18 protein-coding genes are annotated in these 19,011 nt (G+C 68.5%); 10 read left to right on the forward strand and 8 right to left on the reverse strand.

Features of this window, described 5'->3' with window-relative positions:
- The first annotated feature begins 2 nt into the window (after nucleotides 1–2).
- Genes QJS31_RS13795 through QJS31_RS13805 form a run of 3 tightly spaced genes read left to right on the forward strand, consistent with a single transcriptional unit; the run spans nucleotide 3 to nucleotide 2,712 of the window.
- Complete coding sequence (locus QJS31_RS13795) at nucleotides 3–1,079, forward strand: thiolase domain-containing protein (protein WP_282784896.1); 1,077 nt, start codon at nucleotides 3–5, stop codon at nucleotides 1,077–1,079.
- Entirely contained in the window at nucleotides 1,076–2,290 is a 1,215-nt protein-coding gene (locus QJS31_RS13800; RefSeq protein WP_282784898.1) for a thiolase domain-containing protein, read from the forward strand. The genes QJS31_RS13795 and QJS31_RS13800 overlap by 4 nt, the downstream gene beginning before the upstream one ends.
- On the forward strand, nucleotides 2,287–2,712 hold the full coding sequence (locus QJS31_RS13805) for a nuclear transport factor 2 family protein (protein ID WP_282784900.1): 426 nt from the start codon (nucleotides 2,287–2,289) through the stop codon (nucleotides 2,710–2,712). The genes QJS31_RS13800 and QJS31_RS13805 overlap by 4 nt, the downstream gene beginning before the upstream one ends.
- A 122-nt stretch (nucleotides 2,713–2,834) precedes the next feature.
- Here the strand turns inward: QJS31_RS13805 and QJS31_RS13810 are convergent, their stop codons facing one another.
- Entirely contained in the window at nucleotides 2,835–4,076 is a 1,242-nt protein-coding gene (locus QJS31_RS13810; protein ID WP_306356934.1) for a cytochrome P450, read from the reverse strand.
- A 149-nt stretch (nucleotides 4,077–4,225) separates the two neighbouring features.
- Between QJS31_RS13810 and QJS31_RS13815 the strand changes: the two genes are divergently transcribed.
- Together QJS31_RS13815 and QJS31_RS13820 are read left to right on the forward strand one after the other, a co-directional pair.
- A complete protein-coding gene (locus tag QJS31_RS13815; protein ID WP_039809188.1) occupies nucleotides 4,226–5,392 on the forward strand; it encodes a steroid 3-ketoacyl-CoA thiolase in 1,167 nt (388 codons plus the stop codon).
- A gap of 360 nt (nucleotides 5,393–5,752) precedes the next feature.
- A complete protein-coding gene (locus tag QJS31_RS13820) occupies nucleotides 5,753–6,169 on the forward strand; it encodes a helix-turn-helix domain-containing protein (protein ID WP_011207048.1) in 417 nt (138 codons plus the stop codon).
- A gap of 485 nt (nucleotides 6,170–6,654) precedes the next feature.
- Here QJS31_RS13820 and QJS31_RS13825 read toward each other — a convergent pair whose 3' ends face one another.
- The 5 genes from QJS31_RS13825 to QJS31_RS13845 all read right to left on the reverse strand — a co-directional run bounded on the left by QJS31_RS13825 (nucleotide 6,655) and on the right by QJS31_RS13845 (nucleotide 12,251).
- Nucleotides 6,655–7,680, reverse strand: a complete 1,026-nt coding sequence (locus QJS31_RS13825) for a hypothetical protein (RefSeq protein ID WP_282785514.1) — start codon at nucleotides 7,678–7,680, stop codon at nucleotides 6,655–6,657.
- 217 nt (nucleotides 7,681–7,897) lie between these two features.
- The gene (locus QJS31_RS13830; protein ID WP_029925400.1) at nucleotides 7,898–8,416 is read right to left on the reverse strand and encodes an ImmA/IrrE family metallo-endopeptidase; all 519 of its coding nucleotides are present in this window, start codon (nucleotides 8,414–8,416) and stop codon (nucleotides 7,898–7,900) included.
- Nucleotides 8,417–8,426: 10 nt separating this feature from the next.
- Nucleotides 8,427–9,989: a hypothetical protein gene (locus tag QJS31_RS13835; protein WP_306356871.1), complete on the reverse strand. Its 1,563-nt coding sequence runs from the start codon at nucleotides 9,987–9,989 to the stop codon at nucleotides 8,427–8,429.
- 419 nt (nucleotides 9,990–10,408) lie between these two features.
- Entirely contained in the window at nucleotides 10,409–11,320 is a 912-nt protein-coding gene (locus QJS31_RS13840; RefSeq protein WP_195144961.1) for an SDR family oxidoreductase, read from the reverse strand.
- 136 nt (nucleotides 11,321–11,456) lie between these two features.
- Nucleotides 11,457–12,251 (reverse strand): SDR family oxidoreductase, encoded by a 795-nt coding sequence (locus QJS31_RS13845; protein ID WP_372341593.1) that lies wholly within the window; start codon nucleotides 12,249–12,251, stop codon nucleotides 11,457–11,459.
- 50 nt (nucleotides 12,252–12,301) lie between these two features.
- On the opposite strand from QJS31_RS13845, the gene QJS31_RS13850 reads away from it, so the two are divergent.
- The 5 genes from QJS31_RS13850 to QJS31_RS13870 all read left to right on the forward strand — a co-directional run bounded on the left by QJS31_RS13850 (nucleotide 12,302) and on the right by QJS31_RS13870 (nucleotide 16,699).
- Nucleotides 12,302–13,066 (forward strand): enoyl-CoA hydratase family protein, encoded by a 765-nt coding sequence (locus tag QJS31_RS13850; protein WP_306356872.1) that lies wholly within the window; start codon nucleotides 12,302–12,304, stop codon nucleotides 13,064–13,066.
- 4 nt (nucleotides 13,067–13,070) lie between these two features.
- Entirely contained in the window at nucleotides 13,071–13,946 is an 876-nt protein-coding gene (locus QJS31_RS13855; RefSeq protein WP_306356873.1) for a CoA transferase subunit A, read from the forward strand.
- A complete protein-coding gene (locus QJS31_RS13860) occupies nucleotides 13,943–14,701 on the forward strand; it encodes a CoA-transferase subunit beta (protein ID WP_282778143.1) in 759 nt (252 codons plus the stop codon). The genes QJS31_RS13855 and QJS31_RS13860 overlap by 4 nt, the downstream gene beginning before the upstream one ends.
- Nucleotides 14,698–15,786, forward strand: coding sequence for a nitronate monooxygenase family protein (locus tag QJS31_RS13865; RefSeq protein WP_306356874.1), 1,089 nt, complete (start codon nucleotides 14,698–14,700; stop codon nucleotides 15,784–15,786). The genes QJS31_RS13860 and QJS31_RS13865 overlap by 4 nt, the downstream gene beginning before the upstream one ends.
- Before the next feature lie 379 nt (nucleotides 15,787–16,165).
- The gene (locus QJS31_RS13870) at nucleotides 16,166–16,699 is read left to right on the forward strand and encodes a Uma2 family endonuclease (RefSeq protein ID WP_306356875.1); all 534 of its coding nucleotides are present in this window, start codon (nucleotides 16,166–16,168) and stop codon (nucleotides 16,697–16,699) included.
- Between the two features lie 187 nt (nucleotides 16,700–16,886).
- Here the strand turns inward: QJS31_RS13870 and QJS31_RS13875 are convergent, their stop codons facing one another.
- Both QJS31_RS13875 and QJS31_RS13880 read right to left on the reverse strand, forming a co-directional pair.
- Nucleotides 16,887–17,315 (reverse strand): DUF4189 domain-containing protein, encoded by a 429-nt coding sequence (locus QJS31_RS13875; protein WP_282778137.1) that lies wholly within the window; start codon nucleotides 17,313–17,315, stop codon nucleotides 16,887–16,889.
- A 136-nt stretch (nucleotides 17,316–17,451) separates the two neighbouring features.
- On the reverse strand, nucleotides 17,452–18,834 hold the full coding sequence (locus tag QJS31_RS13880) for a uracil-xanthine permease family protein (RefSeq protein ID WP_282778152.1): 1,383 nt from the start codon (nucleotides 18,832–18,834) through the stop codon (nucleotides 17,452–17,454).
- Nucleotides 18,835–19,011 lie beyond the last annotated feature (177 nt).

Raw genomic sequence — 19,011 nt, forward strand, 5'->3', positions numbered from 1 at the left:
CCTTGAACAACACAACGGATATCGCGGTGGTGGGCTTCGCGCACGCACCGCACGTGCCGGAGACCTTCGGCACCACCAACGGCGTGGAGATGCTGCACCCCTGCTTCACGCGGCTGTACGACGACCTCGGCATCAAAACCGCCGATATCGACTTCTGGTGCTCCGGCTCCTCGGATTACCTTGCCGGGCGCGCCTTCTCGTTCATCTCCGCCATCGACTCCATCGGCGCGGTGCCGCCCATCAACGAATCCCACGTGGAGATGGACGCGGCCTGGGCACTCTACGAGGCGTGGGTGAAGCTGCGCTCCGGACAGGCGAAGACGGCGCTGGTGTACGGCTTCGGCAAGCCCTCGGCGGGCACTCTGCGCCAGGTCCTCACCCTCCAGACCGACCCCTACGTCGTCGCGCCGCTGTGGCCGGACGCGGTGTCCATGGCCGGATTGCAGGCGCGGGCCGGACTGGACGCCGGACGCTGGACCGAACAGGACATGGCCGCCGTCGCCGCCGAGAGCGCCGCCGCCGCGGCCGCCTACGGCGAGGCGACCGAGACCGCCCGGACCGAGACCGATATCGAGAAGCTGCTGGCCGCGCCGTACGTGGCCGACCCGTTCCGGGCCCACGACATCGCGCCCATCACCGACGGCGCGGCCGCCATCGTGCTGGCCGTGGGCGACCGGGCGCGCGAGCTGTGCGAGCGGCCCGCCTGGCTGACCGGTATGGCGCACTACATCGACACCCCGATGCTGGGCGCGCGCGATCTCACCGTCTCGGAGTCCACCACCCGTGCGGCCCGCGCCGCCATCGGCGACGGCCCGGCCGGATTCGACGTCGCCGAACTGAACGCGCAGTACAGCCATGAGCAGATCATTCTCCGGCAGGCCATCGGGCTGAACGGTTCGACCCGCATCAACCCCTCCGGCGGGCCGCTGGCGGGCAACCCCCTGTTCGCGGCGGGTCTGGAGCGCATCGGCTTCGCCGCCACCGAAATCATCAACGGCAATGCGAATCGCGCCCTGGCCCACGCCAGCAGCGGTCCGGCGTTGCAGCAGAACCTGGTCGCCACTTTGGAGGCACGATGAACGCAGCATCGCACAGCGATTCGGTGAGGGGTGGTGGCCGGGAGACGGGTGGGCCCGCCGCCGTACTCGGCACCGGACAGACCAACCATGTGACCAAGCGGTCGGACGTGTCCATGGCGGGGATGTGCCGCGAGGCCATCGACCGCGCCCTCGCCGACGCCGAGCTCACCATGGCCGATATCGACGCGGTCGTCATCGGCAAGGCCCCCGACTTCTTCGAGGGCTCCATGATGCCGGAGCTGTTCATGGCCGACGCCCTGGGCGCGACCGGGAAGCCGCTGCTGCGCGTGCACACCGCCGGTTCGGTGGGCGGCTCCACCGGCATCGTGGCCGCCAATCACGTGCAGGCGGGCGTATACGGCAAGGTGCTCGCCGTCGCCTGGGAGAAGCAGTCGGAATCCAATGCCATGTGGGCGCTGTCGAATCCGGTGCCCTTCACCAAGCCGGTCGGCGCGGGTGCGGGCGGCTACTTCGCCCCGCATGTGCGCGCCTACATCCGCCGCGCCAATGCCCCGCTGCACATCGGGGCCATGGTCGCGGTGAAGGACCGCCGCAACGGCGCCCGCAATCCGCTCGCCCACCTGCGGCAGGCCGATATCACCATGGATTCGGTGCTGGCCTCCCAAATGCTCTGGGATCCCATTCGTTTCGACGAGACCTGCCCGTCCTCGGACGGTGCGTGCGCGCTCGTCATCGGCGACGAGTCTTCGGCCAAGGAGCAGGAGGCCCGCGGCCGGACGGTGGCGTGGGTGCACGGCACCGCCATGCGCACCGAACCGCTCGCCTACGCGGGTCGCGATCAGGTGAATCCGCTTGCCGGACAGGACGCTGCCCGGGCCCTGTGGGAGCAGGCCGGCATCACCAATCCGCTCGAGGAGATCGACGCGGCCGAGATCTATGTGCCGTTCTCGTGGTTCGAGCCCATGTGGCTGGAGAATCTCGGCTTCATGCCCGAGGGCGAGGGCTGGAAGCTCACCGACTCCGGCGACACCGCCATCGGCGGCAAGCTGCCGGTCAATCCGTCCGGCGGCGTGCTGTCGTCCAATCCGATCGGGGCCTCCGGGCTCATCCGCTTCGCCGAGGCCGCCAAGCAGGTGATGGGCCGCGCGGGCGACTATCAGGTGGAGAACGCCCGCAAGGCCTTCGGGCACGCCTATGGTGGTGGCTCACAGTACTTCTCGATGTGGGTCGTGGGGAGTGAGCAGCCGTGACCACCACCACCGAGCATCCGGCGCGGGTCGCCGGAGCCGCCTCGCAGGCCGCCGTCCGGGCGCGCGACAAGGCCGCCTGGGTCGCGCTCTTCGCCGCCGACGGCATCGTGGAGGATCCGGTCGGGCCGTCCTTCTTCGACCCCGAGGGCAAGGGCCACCGCGGCACGGAGGCCATCGCGGCGTTCTGGGACAAGGCGATCGCCCCGACCGAGCAGATCGAATTCCTCTTCGAGGACTCCTTCGCCTGCGGCCGCGAGATCGCCTTCACCGGGAAGATCCGCACGTACATGGGCGGCCAGGTGATCGACGCCGAGGGTGTCTTCACCTACAGGGTGGACGAGGACGGGAAGATCCTGGCCCTGCGCGCCTTCTGGGAGCAGGAGCGCGCCATGGCGACCATGAAACCGGCTGGAACACGCTAGAACTCGTGCCCGACCGCTACGCGAGCGGGCACGATCCTCGCTCGATACGATCCGAAATGCGCGGCGGGCGTCCGGATTCCGGACGCCCGCAGCGCTTTTCGTATCGGCACTGTCGATTCGCCTCAGTGCCGCACGGGGCACGTCTTGTAATCGACCTCGAACTCCTTGATCCCGTTGAGCCAGCCGGAGCGCAGTCGCCGCGGATCGCCGATGCCGGTGATATCCGGCATGTGATCGGCGATGGCATTGAAGATGATCTCCACCTCGAGGCGGGCCAGGTTCGCGCCGATGCAGAAGTGTGCGCCGGTGCCGCCGAAGGACAGGTGCGGGTTGGGATCCCGCAGGATGTCGAAGGTGAACGGGTCCTCGAACACCTCTTCGTCGAAGTTGGCCGACCGGTAGAGCAGCACCAAGCGCTGTCCCTTCTCGATCCGGACGCCCGATAGTTCCGTGTCCTCCAACGCCGTGCGTTGGAACATGCTGACCGGCGTGGCCCAGCGGATGATCTCGTCCGCCGCTGTCAGGGGCCGCTTCTCCTTGAACAGCTCCCACTGCTCCGGATTCTCGAGGAAGGCGAGCATGCCGTGCGTGGTGGCATTGCGGGTGGTCTCATTGCCCGCCACGGCGAGCATCATGACGAAGAAGCCGAACTCCTCCGACGACAGCGCCTCCCCGTCGATCTCGGCCTGCACCAGTTCGGTGACGATATCGCTGGCCGGACACCGCTTGCGTTCCTCGGCCATCTGGTACGAGTAGCCGAGGATCTCGGTGGAGGCGACCAGCGGGTCGGCATCGCTGTCCGGATCGTCGTAGCCGGTCATCTCGTTGGACCAGCGGAAGATCTTCTTACGGTCCTCCTGCGGCACGCCGATCAGCTCGGCGATGGCCTGCAGCGGCAGTTCGGCCGCCACCTGCTCGACGAAGTCACCGCGCCCGGACTCGGCGGCGGCCCGCACGATCCGCTCCGCCCGCGCGGTCAGCTCGGCGCGCAGGCCGTTGATCACGCGCGGCGTGAAGCCCTTGGCGATGATCTTGCGCAGCTTGGTGTGCTCGGGCGCGTCCTTGTTCAACATCACGAACCGCTGCATTTCGATCTGCTCACGGGTGATGTCGTCGTTGAAGCGCGGGATGGCGGTGTTCTCGAAGTTGGAGAACACGTCGCTGCGCCGGGAGACCTCTTTGACGTCGGCGTGCTTGCTGACCACCCAGAAGCCGTCGTCGTGGAAGCCGCCCACGTCCGGTGATTTGGGGTTCCACCAGATGGGGGCGGTCCGCCGCAATTCGGCGAATTCTTCGACCGGGACTCGGCTCTCCCACATGTCCGGGTCCGTGACATCGAATCCGTCCGGAAGATTGGGACGCATTGAGGTGTCGACCACCAGCAGTCTCCTTCGACCGACTGAAACACGTTCTACCATCATTGAAGCACAGGTGGTACGACTGAGGAAGGCGAATTAGTAAACAGCTGTAACAGAATCCGAACCTGTTTCAGTTTGTACCCGAAAGGAACGACATGGGAACTCCCGTCATCGTCGAGGCCGCGCGCACGCCCATCGGCAAGCGCAACGGCTGGCTTGCCGGCCTGCACGCCGCCGAACTGCTCGGCGCGGCACAGCGGGGCGTGCTCGAACGAGCGGCCTTGGACCCCCTGCTGGTGGAACAGGTCGTGGGCGGCTGCGTCATGCAGGTCGGCGAGCAGTCGAACAATGTCACCCGCACCGCCTGGTTGCACGCGGGCCTGCCCTGGCAGACCGGCGCGGTGACCATCGACAACCAGTGCGGCTCCGCCCAGCAGGCCGCGGGCCTGGTCGCCGGACTCATCTCGACCGGGGCCATCGAGGTCGGCCTGGCCTGCGGCATCGAGTCCATGAGCCACGTGCCGCTGGGCGCCAATGTCGGCACCCACGCCGGGCCCCGCCGTCCGGCCAGCTGGGATATCGACATGCCCGACCAGTTCACCGGCGCGGAACGAATCGCCAAGCGGCGCGGCATAACTCGCGACGACACCGACGCCCTGGGTGAGCGCTCACAGCGGCTGGCCGCGCAGGCGTGGGCGGAGGGCCGCTTCGACCGCGAGGTGCTGACCGTCAAGGGCGCGCCGCAGGTGGACAAGGAGGGCAACCTCACCGGCGAGACCATGGACGTCAGCCGCGATCAGGGCCTGCGCGAGACCACCCGCGAGGGCCTGGCGAAGCTGAAGCCGGTGCAGGAGGGCGGTATTCACACCGCGGGCACCTCCTCGCAGATTTCCGACGGTGCCGCAGCCGTTCTACTCATGGACGAAAGGGCCGCCGCACGCAATGGTTTGCGCCCACGCGCCCGCATCGTGGCGCAGTGCCTGGTCGGCGGTGAGCCCGAATACCAACTCGACGGGCCGGTGCAGGCGTGCGCCCGCCTGCTGGAGCGCAGCGGCATGAGCATGAGCGATATCGACTTGTTCGAAATCAACGAGGCTTTCGCATCCGTGGTGCTGTCCTGGGCCTCGGTGCACAAGCCCGACTTCGACCGGGTGAATGTCAACGGCGGGGCCATCGCGCTCGGCCACCCGGTCGGCAGCACCGGATCGCGGTTGATCACAACGGCTTTGCATGAGCTGGAGCGCTCAGGCAAGAGCACCGCGATGATCCTCATGTGCTGCGGTGGTGCACTCGCGACGGGCACGATCATCGAACGGGTCTAGTCCCCAACCATTTTCGGCCATGAGGTTGAACATTCATCCTACGACCGCTCAAACGTGGCGTACGCCACACAAACTTCGGTACAGACAAGATGATGACTCGTCAGCTATCTTATAGCTACTAGCGGCTTGTTACGGAAGACCTTCGCGACGGGCCAGAACCGGGGCTCTTAAGCCATCCGCAAGAACCGTGAGGGTGGCCCGCAAACGCCCAAGCCACAGCGGGTTCACCGGATCACCGCCGAGAAGGTTCAAGGAAATCGCGAATCAGGCGTAGGTTTTCAGTTACTGAGCCGCTAATATCAATGATACGTATCCGAGATAACGACTGTTAGTACAGCGAAGGGAATTGGGCGGCTCACAATGGCTGATTTCGCGGCGCGGCTGAACAAGCTGTTCGAAACCGTGCATCCCCCGGGGCGTAAGCCGCACACCAACGCAGAGGTGGCGGCGGCCTTGACGGCCTCCGGCCATCCGATCTCGAAACCGTATCTGTCACAGCTGCGGTCGGGACAGCGCACGAATCCGTCGGACGAGACGGTGGCTGCGCTGGCGAAGTTCTTCAAGGTCAAGCCGGACTACTTCTTCAACGACATCTACGCTGCCAAGATCGATCATGATCTGGAGCTGCTGTCCCAGCTGCAGGGCTACGGACTGCGTCGGCTGTCGAGTAGGGCCTTCGACCTCTCCGAAGAATCACAGAACCTCCTCACCTCCATGGCGGAGAAGTTGCGGGCATCAGAGGGGCTGCCCGAAATTCCTCCGGACGGCACGGAATAGGCCCTGCCTCAAGGCAACACAGTGCGAGTGACTCGGAACCGCACTGTGTTGGTTTGTCACAGGACTCTTCCAGCCGGTTCCACGAGGAGCGTTCGAACGATACGGCGCTGCTTGCAGGGCAGCGTCGCCATCGTGCGGCTGGCACATGGGGTGTTGCACCGGTCTCAGGGCACAGAGACCATGTGGCGTACACCCCTGCGCGGAGCAGATATGCGCACTCCTGGCATATCGCTGCGCGGGGTCCGAGCACATATCGGTGAGACGACCTCCCCTGGTGTGCATCGCGCAGATTGTCGGGCGATGCACCGGATACGGCCACGGGGGGTCGTTTCGTTTTGCTGGATTTCCGATCGAGTTGTGCAAACCGCACACGCGATCTGTGCAAAGTGCACTTTCAGATGCACACGACGGTCAGGACCATCGCCATTCCGGCGCACTTATGACCGGAATCCACCGAAAGGTGGACCCCGGTCGAATAGAGCGTTTCAGCGCTGCGCGGACGGCTGACCGGCCCCACTTTCCAGCGCCTCGTCGAAGGCGCGAGCAATGGCCTGAGCCCAGCCGCGTGGGCTCACGCCGGGGGGCGGGGCGATCCATCGACCGTCGACCACGGTCTCGCCGAAGGGATTCCGCGCCCACAACGCCACCCGCTCGGCCCGTTCGGCCACCGATTCGGGCGGCGCACCGGCATCGGCCAGCTCCACGCCGCCGCCGGACTGCAAGAACAGGGCGTCCATGATCTGCGCCACCTGGTCGGATGCCTTGAGCTGGGTGGTGGACCCGGTCTGATCCTTGGTCACCACCTCCGGGAAGCGCGCCACCAGCACCCGGTGCAGGGTGCGAATCTCCCGCAGCAGCAGGCGAGCTCGCAGCCAGAGCTCGATCACGATCCACACCGCGCCCACGGCGATCAGCAGTGACGCGATCTGCCAGGCGGGCCAGAACCAGTCCGGCTGCTGCGGTTTCGGCATGGCGGCGTGATCGATCTCACGTCGCAGCGACAGCGTCGACAGCACACCGACCACCAGGGTGCCGGTGGTGTAGAGCGCGATGCCGCGGCCCAGGGTGGTCCAGTCCAGGTTGCGCACGCCGGTGATGACGATGAAGACGCAGCCGAGCAGGGCGACCACCCAGCCGAAGGTGGTGGACCACACCAGGGTGATGGTCATGGCGATGAGGCCGCCCGCATAGATCATCCAGGAGATCTGGCGCAGATTCCGGCGTGACACCACCGGCCACGCCGCCGCGGCCACCACCGAGGTCGCCGTCACGAACAGCGTCCAGAGCATGGGAGTGAGCCTGTCGGACAACCACATTCCGCGCACCCCGGCCGGCGCGATGTGATCGACCGCCACCGCCACATCCGGAATCGCCACGGTGGAGGCCGCCGCGACGGATGCCACCGCGATCACGATCGCCACCCGCGCGGTCGTCGCGGGCTTGACGAGCACCCGGCCCACCCGCGCCCCGGCCGCCATCCAGACCAGTAGAGCCGTCAACCAGAAGGTCATGCCGTGTCCTCCCGCTCGAGGGGGTGACCATGATCACGTACGCTGCCTCCTCCGGGCTCTGACCCGGTCAGCAGTCTCCCTCGCGGATGCCCGGGGGACCCTCCGTGGTTACGCACGCTGCCTCCTCCGGGCCCTGACCCGGTCAGCAGTCTCCCTCGCGGATGCCCGGGGGACCCTCCGTGGTTACGCACGCTGCCTCCTCCGGGCCCTGACCCGGTCATCCGAGTGCCTCGTCGAAGCGCAGGACCGAGACGCCCGCGCCGCGGCTGTTGAATACGCGCAGTCGGGTCATGAGCATGTTCGCGAAAGTCTCCGCCTCCCACTCGCACAGTTCGTCCTCGCCGAGATCCACGATCTGCTGGTGTGCGCGCTGGCTGAGCATGTAGGCGATGAGGTCCTCGCTGGCCTCCAGCGTGACCTCGGTCGCGGCCTCGCCCGGATGGTCGAACACGATATGCCCCAGCTCGTGCGCGAGGGTGTGCTCGCGCGTGGGTAGCGCGGCGGCCAGCACGATCACATCGCGGTCCGGGTAGCTGCGGCGCTGACCGCACACACCCGGCCCCAACTGCGCGCTGGCGATCTCGATGGGCCGCCGTCGCTCCAGCGAGATGGCGTCGACCACCTCGTCGAGGGTGGTGGCGTCGAAGTCGGCGGCGACCGCGCACACCGCGTCGACGGCGGCCGCCACCCGACGGTAGGACCTGCTGGCGCTGCTATGCGCTCGACTCTCGGTCATCGCTGCCCCCTCACGCCCTCGGGCCGAAGAACTGGGCGCGCGCGGCATCGATCCGCGCCTGCGCCGCGGACGCGCTCTGCGCGCTCACTGCACCGGAACCCACGCCCGCCAGCGTGAGCGCAATGAGTCCGCCGATGACCGACAGCAGTTTGATCGGTGGCAGCAGACCCGAGTCGGAGGTGGGCCGCACCTGCGGATCCGGCTGTGCCAGCACCGGATCGGGCGCCGCCGGCGGAGCGGGAGGCGCGGGTGGTGCCGGAGCCGCCTCCACCGCGGGCGGCACGACCAGCGGAGCCACCACGGGCAGCGGTACCTGGGGCGCGGGTGCGGGCGGTTTCGGAATCTCCAGCGGTACGGGCGGAGGCACCGGTGCGGGTGTCGGCTGCGGGATCAGCAGTAGCAGCAGCGGGGAGGCGCAGACGGCGGCCGAGCCGACCCCGGCCGAGCCCAGCGCGCCCGAACCCGTCGCCGCCGAACCGGCCCCGGCGGAACCGACCGCCGCGGAACCGATCCCGGCGGAACCGACGGCTGCCGAACCGACCCCGGTCGATCCGGTCGCGGCCGAGCCGAGCGCGGCCGAACCGGCACCCGAACCCGTCGCGGCGGACCCGGCGGCGGAACCCGCACCCGCGGAGCCCACCCCGGCCGAACCGACGGCCGCCGAACCGGTACACAGCGCGGCCAGCGCGGCCGACCCGGTAGCGGCCGATCCCACCGCCGCGGAACCCACAGCGGCCGAACCCGTCCCGAGCCCCGCCGAACCCGTGATACCCAGCAGCGTGGCCAGGGTCGCGGCGGCCGAACCCGTCCCGACAGCGGCGGAACCCACTGCCGCCGAACCGGTCCCGAGACCGGCCGAACCCGTGATACCCAGCAGCGTGGCGAGAGTCGCCGCGGCCGAACCCGTCCCGACAGCGGCGGAGCCGACCGCCGCCGAACCGGTCCCCAATCCGGCGGAGCCGGTGAGACCCAACAACGTGGCGAGGGTGGCCGCCGCCGAACCGGTGCCGACAGCGGCGGAACCCACTGCCGCCGAACCGGTCCCGAGACCGGCCGAACCGGTGAGGCCGAGCAGTGCCGCCATACCCGCGGATCCGGTGCCGAGTACGGTGCCCGCACCCAGGCCGGCGGAACCCACTGCGGCGGAACCCGTTCCGAGCGCGGCGGACCCCGTGGTCAGGGCGGCGGAACCGGAGCCGACGACCACCGACCCGGCTCCCGCGCCCGCCGAGCCGAGGGCGGCCCCGGCCGAGCCGGTGGCGGCGGAACCGGTACCCAGGGCGGCGGAACCCGTTCCGCCGACGGCGGATCCGGTGGCGGCGGAGCCCACGCCCGCCGAGCCGGTGGCGGCCGAGCCGATTCCGGCCGAGCCGGTGCCGAGCAGTGCGCCGACCAGATCCCACGGACCGGCGGCGGGGGTCGGCTGCAGGGGTACTTGGACGGGCTGGGGTTCGGGCGCGGGTTCGAGGTCGATGCCGCCGGGCTGGGCCAGGGCCGCCATGGGCCCGAGCAGCGTCGTACCGGCGACCATCCCGGCCACCGCCACTATGCGCAAGGTGCGACCAACACTCACGCGACAGCCTTCCCCTCATCGGTTTTACTGCGCAGTCCAATCGCCCGGTCGCCCCGATTGCCGGACCTTTGCGGAACGCGGGTCATGCTACCGACAACCCACCCACCCCGCACAACTCTTCCCGGCATTAGGGGCTGCAACCAACCGTACGTCCACCCCCGCCCCGACACGCCGAATATCACAAACCGCCCCAGGACAATTCGGGCGTAACACCCGCACCACCGCGCAGCTCACCCCACCCGGCACGCCATTGTGAGACTGCCTGGTCCGCACGCGACCGATTGGTTTGCTGTGCCGGAAACGAAAGAGGTTGCGGGAGAGCGATCCACCATAGCGGCCATCGCGAAATGTGATGATGGACACAAACGAACGTCGCCGGTACCCCGCGAGCGGTACCGGCGACGTGAGATCTACGAGTGCTATGCCCCGTAGACCGGCTCGGGTTCGGTGGCCTTGCTCAGCAGATCGCGGACGACCGGACCGAGCTCGGCGGGCTCCCAGCGTGCGCCGCGGTCCACCGAGACGCCGTGCCGCCACCCGTCGGCGACGGTCACCTTGCCTCCCTCGACCTCGAACATGCGACCGGTGACACCGGCGGAGTCCGCACTGCCCAACCAGACCACCAGGGGTGAGACATTCTCCGGCGCCATGGCGTCGAATCCGTCCTCCGGGGCCGCCATCATGTCGGCGAAGACGGTTTCGGTCATGCGGGTGCGCGCGGCGGGCGCGATGGCATTGACGGTGATTCCGTAGCGCGCGAACTCCGCCGCCGCGGTCAGGGTCAGGCCCGCGATACCGGATTTGGCGGCGGCGTAGTTGCCCTGGCCGACACTGCCGAGCAGACCCGCGCCGGAACTGGTGTTGATGATGCGTGCCTCGGGCCGACGCCCCGCCTTGGATTCGTTGCGCCAGTACTCGGCGGCATGTCGCATGGGCGCGAAATGGCCCTTGAGATGGACCTTGATCACGGCGTCCCACTCGTCCTCGCCGAGGTTCACCAGCATCCGGTCCCGCACGATGCCCGCATTGTTGACCAATACGTCGAGGCGGCCGAAGGTCTCGACGGCGGTGGCGATCAGGCGGCGCGCACCCTCCCAGTCGGAGATGTCGTCACCGTTGACCACGGCCTCGCCGCCGAGCGCCTTGATCTCCTCGACCACCTGCGCGGCCGGGGAGTCGGGGCTGGGCGCACCGTCCAGTTCGGCTCCGAGGTCGTTCACCACGACCTTGGCTCCGGCGGCGGCGAAGGCGAGGGCGTGCGCGCGGCCGATGCCCCGGCCCGCACCGGTCACGATGACCACGCGGCCGTCGCAGATCTTGTTGTCCGTCATATCGATACCTCTGTGTCGGAAGAGTTGAGGATCGGGGGCCCAGCCCCCGCGCCCCCGGTGGATGAGTGGTATCCGGAGTCCGCGGGCCCAGCCCCCGCGCCCCCGGCGGCCGTGAGGTTCTCGGGCTCCCACCCGGCTAGCCCCCTGCTGCCGAGGGCACCTCGGCGGTGGAGGCGTCCAGGAAGGCGGGCTTCTCGCCGCCGCCGTGGACCAGCAGGGTGCCGCCGCTGATGTAGGAGGCCAGCGGGGAGGCCAGGAAGGCGGCGGAGCGGCCGATATCCTCGGGGGTGGCCAGGCGCTGCAGCGGGACGGTGCCGCTCACCGCGGCGATGCCGTCGTCGTCGCCGTAGTGCAGGTGGGAGCTCTCGGTCTCGACCATGCCGCAGATGACCGAATTGATCCGGACCTTGGGGGCCCATTCGACGGCGAGCGACGAAACCAGGCTGTCCACACCGGCTTTCGCGGCACCATAGGCGGCGGTGCCGGGCGAGGGCCGGTGCCCGCTGACGCTGGAGATCATCACGATGGAACCGCCGCCGCGCTGTCGCTGCATCACCTCGTTGGCGGCCTGCGACACCAGCAGCGGCGCGAGCAGGTTCAACTGCACGATCTTCGAGTGGAAGTTGGCGCTGGCGTCGGCGGCCAGCGCGAAGGGCGCGCCACCGGCATTGTTCACCACGGTGTCGAGCCGCCCGTACTTCAGCACGAGGGTGTCGACGAGTTTCCGCACCGAATCCGGATCGCGCACATCGCACGGCAGGAAGTCGATCGCCCGGCCGTCCACCTCGACGGGCATGTCGGCGGGTCGGCGCGCACAGGCCACCACGGTCGCACCGGCCTCCAGGAAAACCCGGCTGATCCCGGCTCCGACGCCGCGCACGCCGCCGGTCACCAGGACGACGGAGCCGGAGAGGTTCACTTCGATTGCCACCGTGCTAACCTACCAAGCACTTGCTTGCTTTGCCAACGATGGGACATTCGATGGGGATCAACCGTCACACCGAATCCGACGGCGTGGAAGTCGTCACTGTCGACTACCCGCCGGTCAACGCCCTGCCCTCGGACGGCTGGTTCGCCCTGGCCGACGCCGTCCGCGAGGCGGGGCGCGACCAGATCACCCGGGTGGTGGTGCTGCGCGCCGAGGGGCGCGGATTCAACGCGGGCGTGGACATCAAGGAGATGAACCGCGACACCGGACATACGGCCCTGATCCGCGCCAACCACGGCTGCTTCGAAGCCTTCGCCGCCGTCTACGACTGCCAGGTCCCCGTCGTGACCGCCGTGAACGGCTTCTGCCTCGGCGGCGGCATCGGCCTGGTCGGCAACTCCGACGTCATCGTGGCCTCCGACGACGCCACCTTCGGCCTGCCCGAGGTGGATCGCGGCGCGCTCGGCGCGGCCACCCATCTCGCACGCCTGGTCCCCCAGCACCTGATGCGCACCATGTTCTACACCGCGGGCACCCTCACCGCGCAGCAGCTGTACCACTACGGCTCGGTCTACAAGGTGGTGCCGCGGCCCGAACTCGACGCCGCCGCGATGGAGGTCGCCAAGAACATCGCGAACAAGGACGGCCGCGTCATCCGCGCCGCCAAGCGGGCGCTGAACGGGATCGACGTGCAGGACGTGCACCGCTCCTACCGCTACGAGCAGGGCTTCACCATGGAACTCAATCTCGCGGGCGTGGCCGACGAGATCCGGGCGCGCTTCGACGACGATCTGGCCGCGCAGAAGAAGGGGAAGTAGAGCCATGCGCGACAAGCGAATGTCCCTGGACGACGTGGTCGGCGAACTGCGCAGCGGAATGACCATCGGCCTCGGCGGCTGGGGTTCCCGGCGCAAGCCCATGGCCTTCGTGCGGGCACTGCTGCGGTCGGACATCACCGATCTGACCGTGGTCAGCTACGGCGGGCCGGACCTCGGCCTGCTGTGCTCGGCCGGCAAGGTACGCAAGGCGTACTACGGTTTCGTCTCCCTGGACTCCGCGCCGTTCTACGATCCGTGGTTCGCCAAGGCGCGCACCGAGGGCGCGATCACCGTGCGCGAAATGGACGAGGGCATGGTGAAGTGCGGCCTGCAGGCCGCCGCCGCCCGCCTGCCGTTCCTGCCGATCCGCGCCGGATTGGGTTCGGCCGTAATGGATTTCTGGGAGGGCGAGCTGAAGACGGTCGAGTCCCCCTATCCGACCGACGGCAAGACCGAGACCCTGGTCGCCATGCCCGCGCTCGACCTGGACGCCTCCTTCGTCCATCTGGACCTGGGCGACAAGCACGGCAATGCCGCCTACACCGGCGTCGATCCCTACTTCGACGATCTGTACTCGCTGGCGGCGCAGCGCCGGTACCTCTCGGTGGATCGACTCGTGGAGACCGACGAGTTGGTGAAAGCCGTTCCGCAGCAGGCGATCATCCTCAACCGCATGATGGTCGACGGCGTGGTGGAAGCCCCGGGCGGCGCGCACTTCACCTTCTCGGGCAGCTACGGCCGCGACGAGCGGTTCCAGCGCCACTACGTGGAGGCCGCCAAGACGCCCGAATCGTGGGCCGAGTTCAGGGCGCGCTACCTGGACGTCCCCGAGGACGAATACCAGTCCGCCGTCCGCGCTTTCGCCGAGGAGCAGAAATGAGCGACACCGCCGTAATCACTCGGGCCGAGGTCTGCGTCGTCGCGGCGGCCGAGATCTTCCGCGGCGCGGGCGAGATCATGGCCAGCCCCATGTCCACCGTCACCACCATCGGCGCGCGGCTGGCGCGGCTGACCTTCGAGCCGGATCTGCTGCTCTCCGACGGTGAGGCGCTGCTGCTCGCCGAGGTTCCGCCCATCGGGGGCAAGGCGCCCATCGAGGGCTGGATCCCGTTCTCCAAGGTGTTCGACGTGGTGGCCTCGGGTCGCCGCCATGTGGTCATGGGCGCGAATCAGCTGGACAGGTACGGCAATCAGAACCTGTCGGCCTTCGGTCCGCTGCAACGTCCGACCCGGCAGATGTTCGGCGTGCGCGGCGCTCCCGGCAATACCGTCAACCACGCCACCAGCTACTTCGTGCCCAAGCACAGCAAGCGGGTGTTCTGCGAGAGCGTCGACATCGTCTCCGGGATCGGCTACGACAGGATCGATCCGGAGAATCCGGCCTACCGGTTCCACCATCTGCACCGGGTGGTGTCGAACCTGGGCGTCTTCGACTTCGGCGGACCCGGGCACACGCTGCGCGCGCTGTCGCTGCATCCGGGCGTCACCGCCGACGAGGTCGCCGAGAACACCTCCTTCGAGATCGCCGGGCTGGCCGAGGCGGGCGAAACCCGGCTGCCCACCGAGGAGGAACTGCGGATCATTCGAACGGTGCTGGATCCCAAGGGTTTCCGGGAGAAGGAAGTGACATCGTGACCGCCCGGCTGCGCACGCCGCTGACCGAACTGATCGGCATCGAACACCCCATCGTGCAGACCGGGATGGGCTGGGTCGCCGGACCCGGCCTGGTCTCGGCCACCGCCAATGCGGGCGGCCTGGGCATTCTGGCCTCGGCCACCATGACCTTCGCCGAACTGGAAGCGGCCATCGCCAAGACCAAGGCGCAGACCACCAAACCGTTCGGCGTGAATATCCGCGCCGACGCCAGCGACGCCCCCGAACGCATCGAACTGCTCATTCGCGCGGGGGTGCGGGTCGCCTCCTTCGCCCTCGCGCCCAAGCAGGAGCTCATCGCGAGGCTGAAAGACGCCGGTGTGGTGGTGGTTCCGTCCATCGGCGCGGCCAAGCACGCGGTGAAGGTGGCGAAGTGGGGTGCGGACGCGGTGATCGTGCAGGGCGGCGAGGGCGGCGGGCACACCGGCCCGGTCGCCACCACCCTGCTGCTGCCCTCGGTGCTCGACGCCGTGGACATTCCCGTGGTCGCCGGCGGCGGCTTCTTCGACGGGCGCGGGCTGGCGGCGGCGCTGTCCTACGGTGCGGCCGGGGTCGCCATGGGCACCCGCTTCCTGCTCACCCAGGAGAGCAGCGTGCCGGACGCGGTGAAACAGGAGTATCTGCGGCGCGGACTCCAGGACACCGTGGTCTCCACCAAGGTCGACGGCATGCCGCACCGGGTGCTCAATACCGAACTGGTGCAGCGGCTGGAACATTCGGGCCGCACCCGCGGGTTCGTCGCCGCGGCGGCGAACGCGCTGAAGTTCAAGGGCATGACCGGCATGACATGGTCGACCATCGTCAAGGACGGTCTGGCCATGCGCAAGCACAAGGACCTCACCTGGTCGCAGGTCATCATGGCGGCCAATACCCCCATGCTGCTGAAAGCCGGTCTGGTGGAGGGCAATACGCAGGCGGGTGTGCTGGCCGCGGGCCAGGTCACCGGCATCATCGAGGACCTCCCCACGGTCGCGGACCTCATCGACCGCATCATCGACGACGCGGTCGCCCGCATCGACGACCTGAACTCCTACCGCGTCACCGACCCCGAATCCGCGACCGCCTGAACCCTGCGACCGCAGGCCCCCTGCGACCGCTTGGCCCTTGCGACCGCAGGTCCCTGCGACCGCCCGACGTGTGCGTCACGGCCCGGACCCGTGACCCCCTGATCCGCGCGGCAGACACGATTCGCCGCGCAACCCGACGGATCCGGACCATCCCGTCCGATCCGCGGCGCGACCACCACCTACCGGTCGCGCGAGCCGCCCCCGGTTCCTCTCGCCCGGGGGCGGCCTTCGCGCTTTTCGGCGGACTGGGCAACACCGCCCTGGCACCTGCAAGCGCCGACCTGCGGAAAAGCACTCGAGCTATGTTTGAGGCGACCGTTCGCAATGGGTTGGAGTGATTTCCGTGAGCGTTCCCGCCATGCACCCACGGCCGGGAAGTTTGCGCGTTATCGCAGAGCAGATCGAACGCGCCACGGGACTGCGCGTGGAAATCCTGGGCGGCCACCTCGTGATGTCGCCGCCGCCGCGCGGTAAGCACGCGGGAACGATCCGCAGGCTGCGCGTTCAACTCGAGGCGCGAATGCCGCCCGGTCGCGCAACTTACGAGGTGACCTCGATCGGCATGCCGGACGATGCCGATGACTACTGCACCCCCGGTCTGGTAGTCCTGCCCGACGCCTGGGACGTGGACGATTCCTGGCTGGCGGATCCGGCCGATGTCGAACTGGCGGTCGAGGTTATCTCGCAGTCGGAGAAGGCTCCACGGATCACCGACAAGAACGGCTGGTACAGCGCAGCCGGAATTCGAACGCTACTGGTCCTCGATCCACGATTCGGACGCTGGTCGGTGTTCACGCATCCGAGGGCCGGTGAGTACCACGGCCAGCTCACCGGGGAATACGGTGAGCTGGCTCCGCTGCCGGAGCCGTTCGGCTTCGCTCTCGATACCGAGTCTCTGCCCGTCTATCGGTGAGGACTCGACACCCCGTGCGCGCGGTCCGCGGCCGGATTCCTCGATGCTGCGGTCGGCGATCTGGGCCACGCCGACCGCCACCTGTTCGTCGGCGTGTGCCCTCGCGGCATCCGCCGATGCTCGCCCGGGTGGCGGTCGGTTCTGTGCGGCGCGAGCTCGAATCAGCCGCTCGTCAGCCCAGGACGACTCAAGCGGCGTTAGCGGTGCACACCACGGTGTGCACCCACGCCCCGCTCAGTTCGGAGGAGCCGAAGCTGGCCAGTGGCGCGGTGGGCGTGTACTCGCCCAGGCGGGAGTATGCCGCGTCCTCGGCCTCCTTTCGGGTCGGACCGCTCGCAGCGGCGGCGCCGTCGGCACTCTCCACGATGACCCCACACCCGTTGGCCCACGACAACCAGATCTCACAGTCGTCCGCACCGCAGTCCGCGAGAGCAGCCTGCTTGGCCGTTTCGAAGCTCGGCGTGTTGACGCCGACGCCGGACTGCCACATCGACGGGCTGAAGGCGATCGCGGCGAACTGACCCCCGACCGCATTGGCGGCGCCGGCACCGGCCAGCGATCCCACGACCAACCCGGCGGCGGCCACGAAGCCGCCGATCTTGCTCATCTTGCTCATTACTCAGTGGTCCTCACTCACAGTCGCTCCGGTACGGAGCTACCAAGATCATCCACGAATCGGCTGTGATGCACACGTCGTGGCTCGCTCTCGGTCCCCACCCGGGTTCCCCTGTCATCCCGCTGTCGGCGGGCGGCTACCGGGTGGGCGGCTCGTCGTAGGAGGAGGTGCCCTCGTCCAGCAGCGGCTCCTCCACCTTGAAATGCGCCGGGGCGAACAGGCGCAGCACGTGGTAGCCGGTGATCACGACAATGGTGCCCAGCGCGATGCCGGAGAGGGTGAAGTTCTCGGTGATCTCCATGCTCACATTGCCGATGCCGATGATCAGGCCCGCGGCGCACGGCACCAGGTTGAGCGGATTGCGCAGGTCGACTTTGGCATTGGTCCAGATCTGCGCGCCGAGCAGGCCGATCATGCCGTACAGGATGACGGTGATGCCGCCGAGCACACCGCCCGGAATGGCGGCGACCACCGCGCCGAACTTGGGGCACAGGCCGAACAGCAGCGCGAACAGGGCCGCCGCCCAGTAGGCGGCCGTCGAATAGACGCGGGTGGCGGCCATGACGCCGATGTTCTCGGAGTAGGTGGTGTTGGGCGGGCCGCCGAAACCGGTGGAGAGCATGGAGGCCGCACCGTCGGCGGCGATGGCGGTGCCGAGTTTGCCGTCCAGATCGTCGCCGGTCATCTCGCCGACGGCCTTGACGTGGCCGACATTCTCGGCGACCAGCGCGATGACCACGGGCAGCGCGACCAGGATCGCCGACAGCTCGAAGGCCGGGGCGTGGAAGTCCGGCAGGCCGATCCAGGCGGCGTCGGCCACCCCGGACAGATCCAGCCGCCAGTGCTCGGTGACCGCCCCGCTGCCGTCGGCGGAGGTGATCGGGCCGAGAATCCGGTCCAGCAGCCACGACAGGCCGTAGCCGAACAGCAGCCCCAGGAAGATCGCGATGCGCGCCCAGAAGCCACGCAGCGCGACAACCGCCAGACCGGTGAACAGCATGGTGAGCAGCGCCGTCCACTGGTCCTGCGGCCAGTAGGTGGAAGCGGTGACCGGCGCCAGGTTGAAGCCGATGAGCATGACCACCGCACCGGTGACCACCGGCGGCATGGCGGCGTGGATGATGCCCGCACCGAACCTGCGCACCGCCAGACCGATGAGGAATAGGGCCGCGCCGACCGCCAGGCAGGCGCCGGTAATGGTGGCGATACTGCCGCCGTCGGCCTTGATCACCGCGGCCACGCCCACGAATGAGAGCGAACAGCCCAGGTAGCTGGGCACCTTGCCGCGGGTGGCGAGCAGGAAGATGGCGGTGGCGACGCCGGACATCATGATGGCGAGGTTCGGATCCAGCCCCATCAGCACCGGGGCCACGAAGCTCGCGCCGAACATGGCGACCACATGCTGGGCGCCGAGCCCGAAGGTGCGCGGCCACGACAACCGCTCATCGGGTTTGACGACCGCGCCCGGGGCGGGAGTCCGCCCGTCGCCGTGCAGCGTCCAACGCACGCCGAGGTCCATACTCACTCCGCTTTCTACGGGTCCGAACAATGCTGCGAGCATCGTAGGCGAGCAAACGCTCGGCTTCGCGCCGCGGCGGAGGGGCGGGAGTCCGACGGGCGCGGCAGCCCGGCCCGGACTCGGCGAGCACCACAGCGATAGTCCGCAGCAACCACGACGAGCCGCCGCGAGCACCGC

The organism is Nocardia sp. CC213A, assembly GCF_030766805.1.
GTDB lineage: Bacteria > Actinomycetota > Actinomycetes > Mycobacteriales > Mycobacteriaceae > Nocardia > Nocardia otitidiscaviarum.

Bases quoted from the DNA above. Each gene is read 5' to 3' on its own strand.
- QJS31_RS13800 (WP_282784898.1), top strand. From the start codon at position 1,076: ATGAACGCAGCATCGCACAGCGATTCGGTGAGGGGTGGTGGCCGGGAG.
- QJS31_RS13810 (WP_306356934.1), bottom strand. From the start codon at position 4,076: ATGCGTCCCAATCTTCCGGACGGATTCGATGTCACGGACCCGGACATG.
- QJS31_RS13815 (WP_039809188.1), top strand. From the start codon at position 4,226: ATGGGAACTCCCGTCATCGTCGAGGCCGCGCGCACGCCCATCGGCAAG.
- QJS31_RS13820 (WP_011207048.1), top strand. From the start codon at position 5,753: ATGGCTGATTTCGCGGCGCGGCTGAACAAGCTGTTCGAAACCGTGCAT.
- QJS31_RS13825 (WP_282785514.1), bottom strand. From the start codon at position 7,680: ATGACCTTCTGGTTGACGGCTCTACTGGTCTGGATGGCGGCCGGGGCG.
- QJS31_RS13830 (WP_029925400.1), bottom strand. From the start codon at position 8,416: ATGACCGAGAGTCGAGCGCATAGCAGCGCCAGCAGGTCCTACCGTCGG.
- QJS31_RS13840 (WP_195144961.1), bottom strand. From the start codon at position 11,320: ATGACGGACAACAAGATCTGCGACGGCCGCGTGGTCATCGTGACCGGT.
- QJS31_RS13850 (WP_306356872.1), top strand. From the start codon at position 12,302: ATGGGGATCAACCGTCACACCGAATCCGACGGCGTGGAAGTCGTCACT.
- QJS31_RS13855 (WP_306356873.1), top strand. From the start codon at position 13,071: ATGCGCGACAAGCGAATGTCCCTGGACGACGTGGTCGGCGAACTGCGC.
- QJS31_RS13860 (WP_282778143.1), top strand. From the start codon at position 13,943: ATGAGCGACACCGCCGTAATCACTCGGGCCGAGGTCTGCGTCGTCGCG.
- QJS31_RS13875 (WP_282778137.1), bottom strand. From the start codon at position 17,315: ATGAGCAAGATGAGCAAGATCGGCGGCTTCGTGGCCGCCGCCGGGTTG.
- QJS31_RS13880 (WP_282778152.1), bottom strand. From the start codon at position 18,834: ATGGACCTCGGCGTGCGTTGGACGCTGCACGGCGACGGGCGGACTCCC.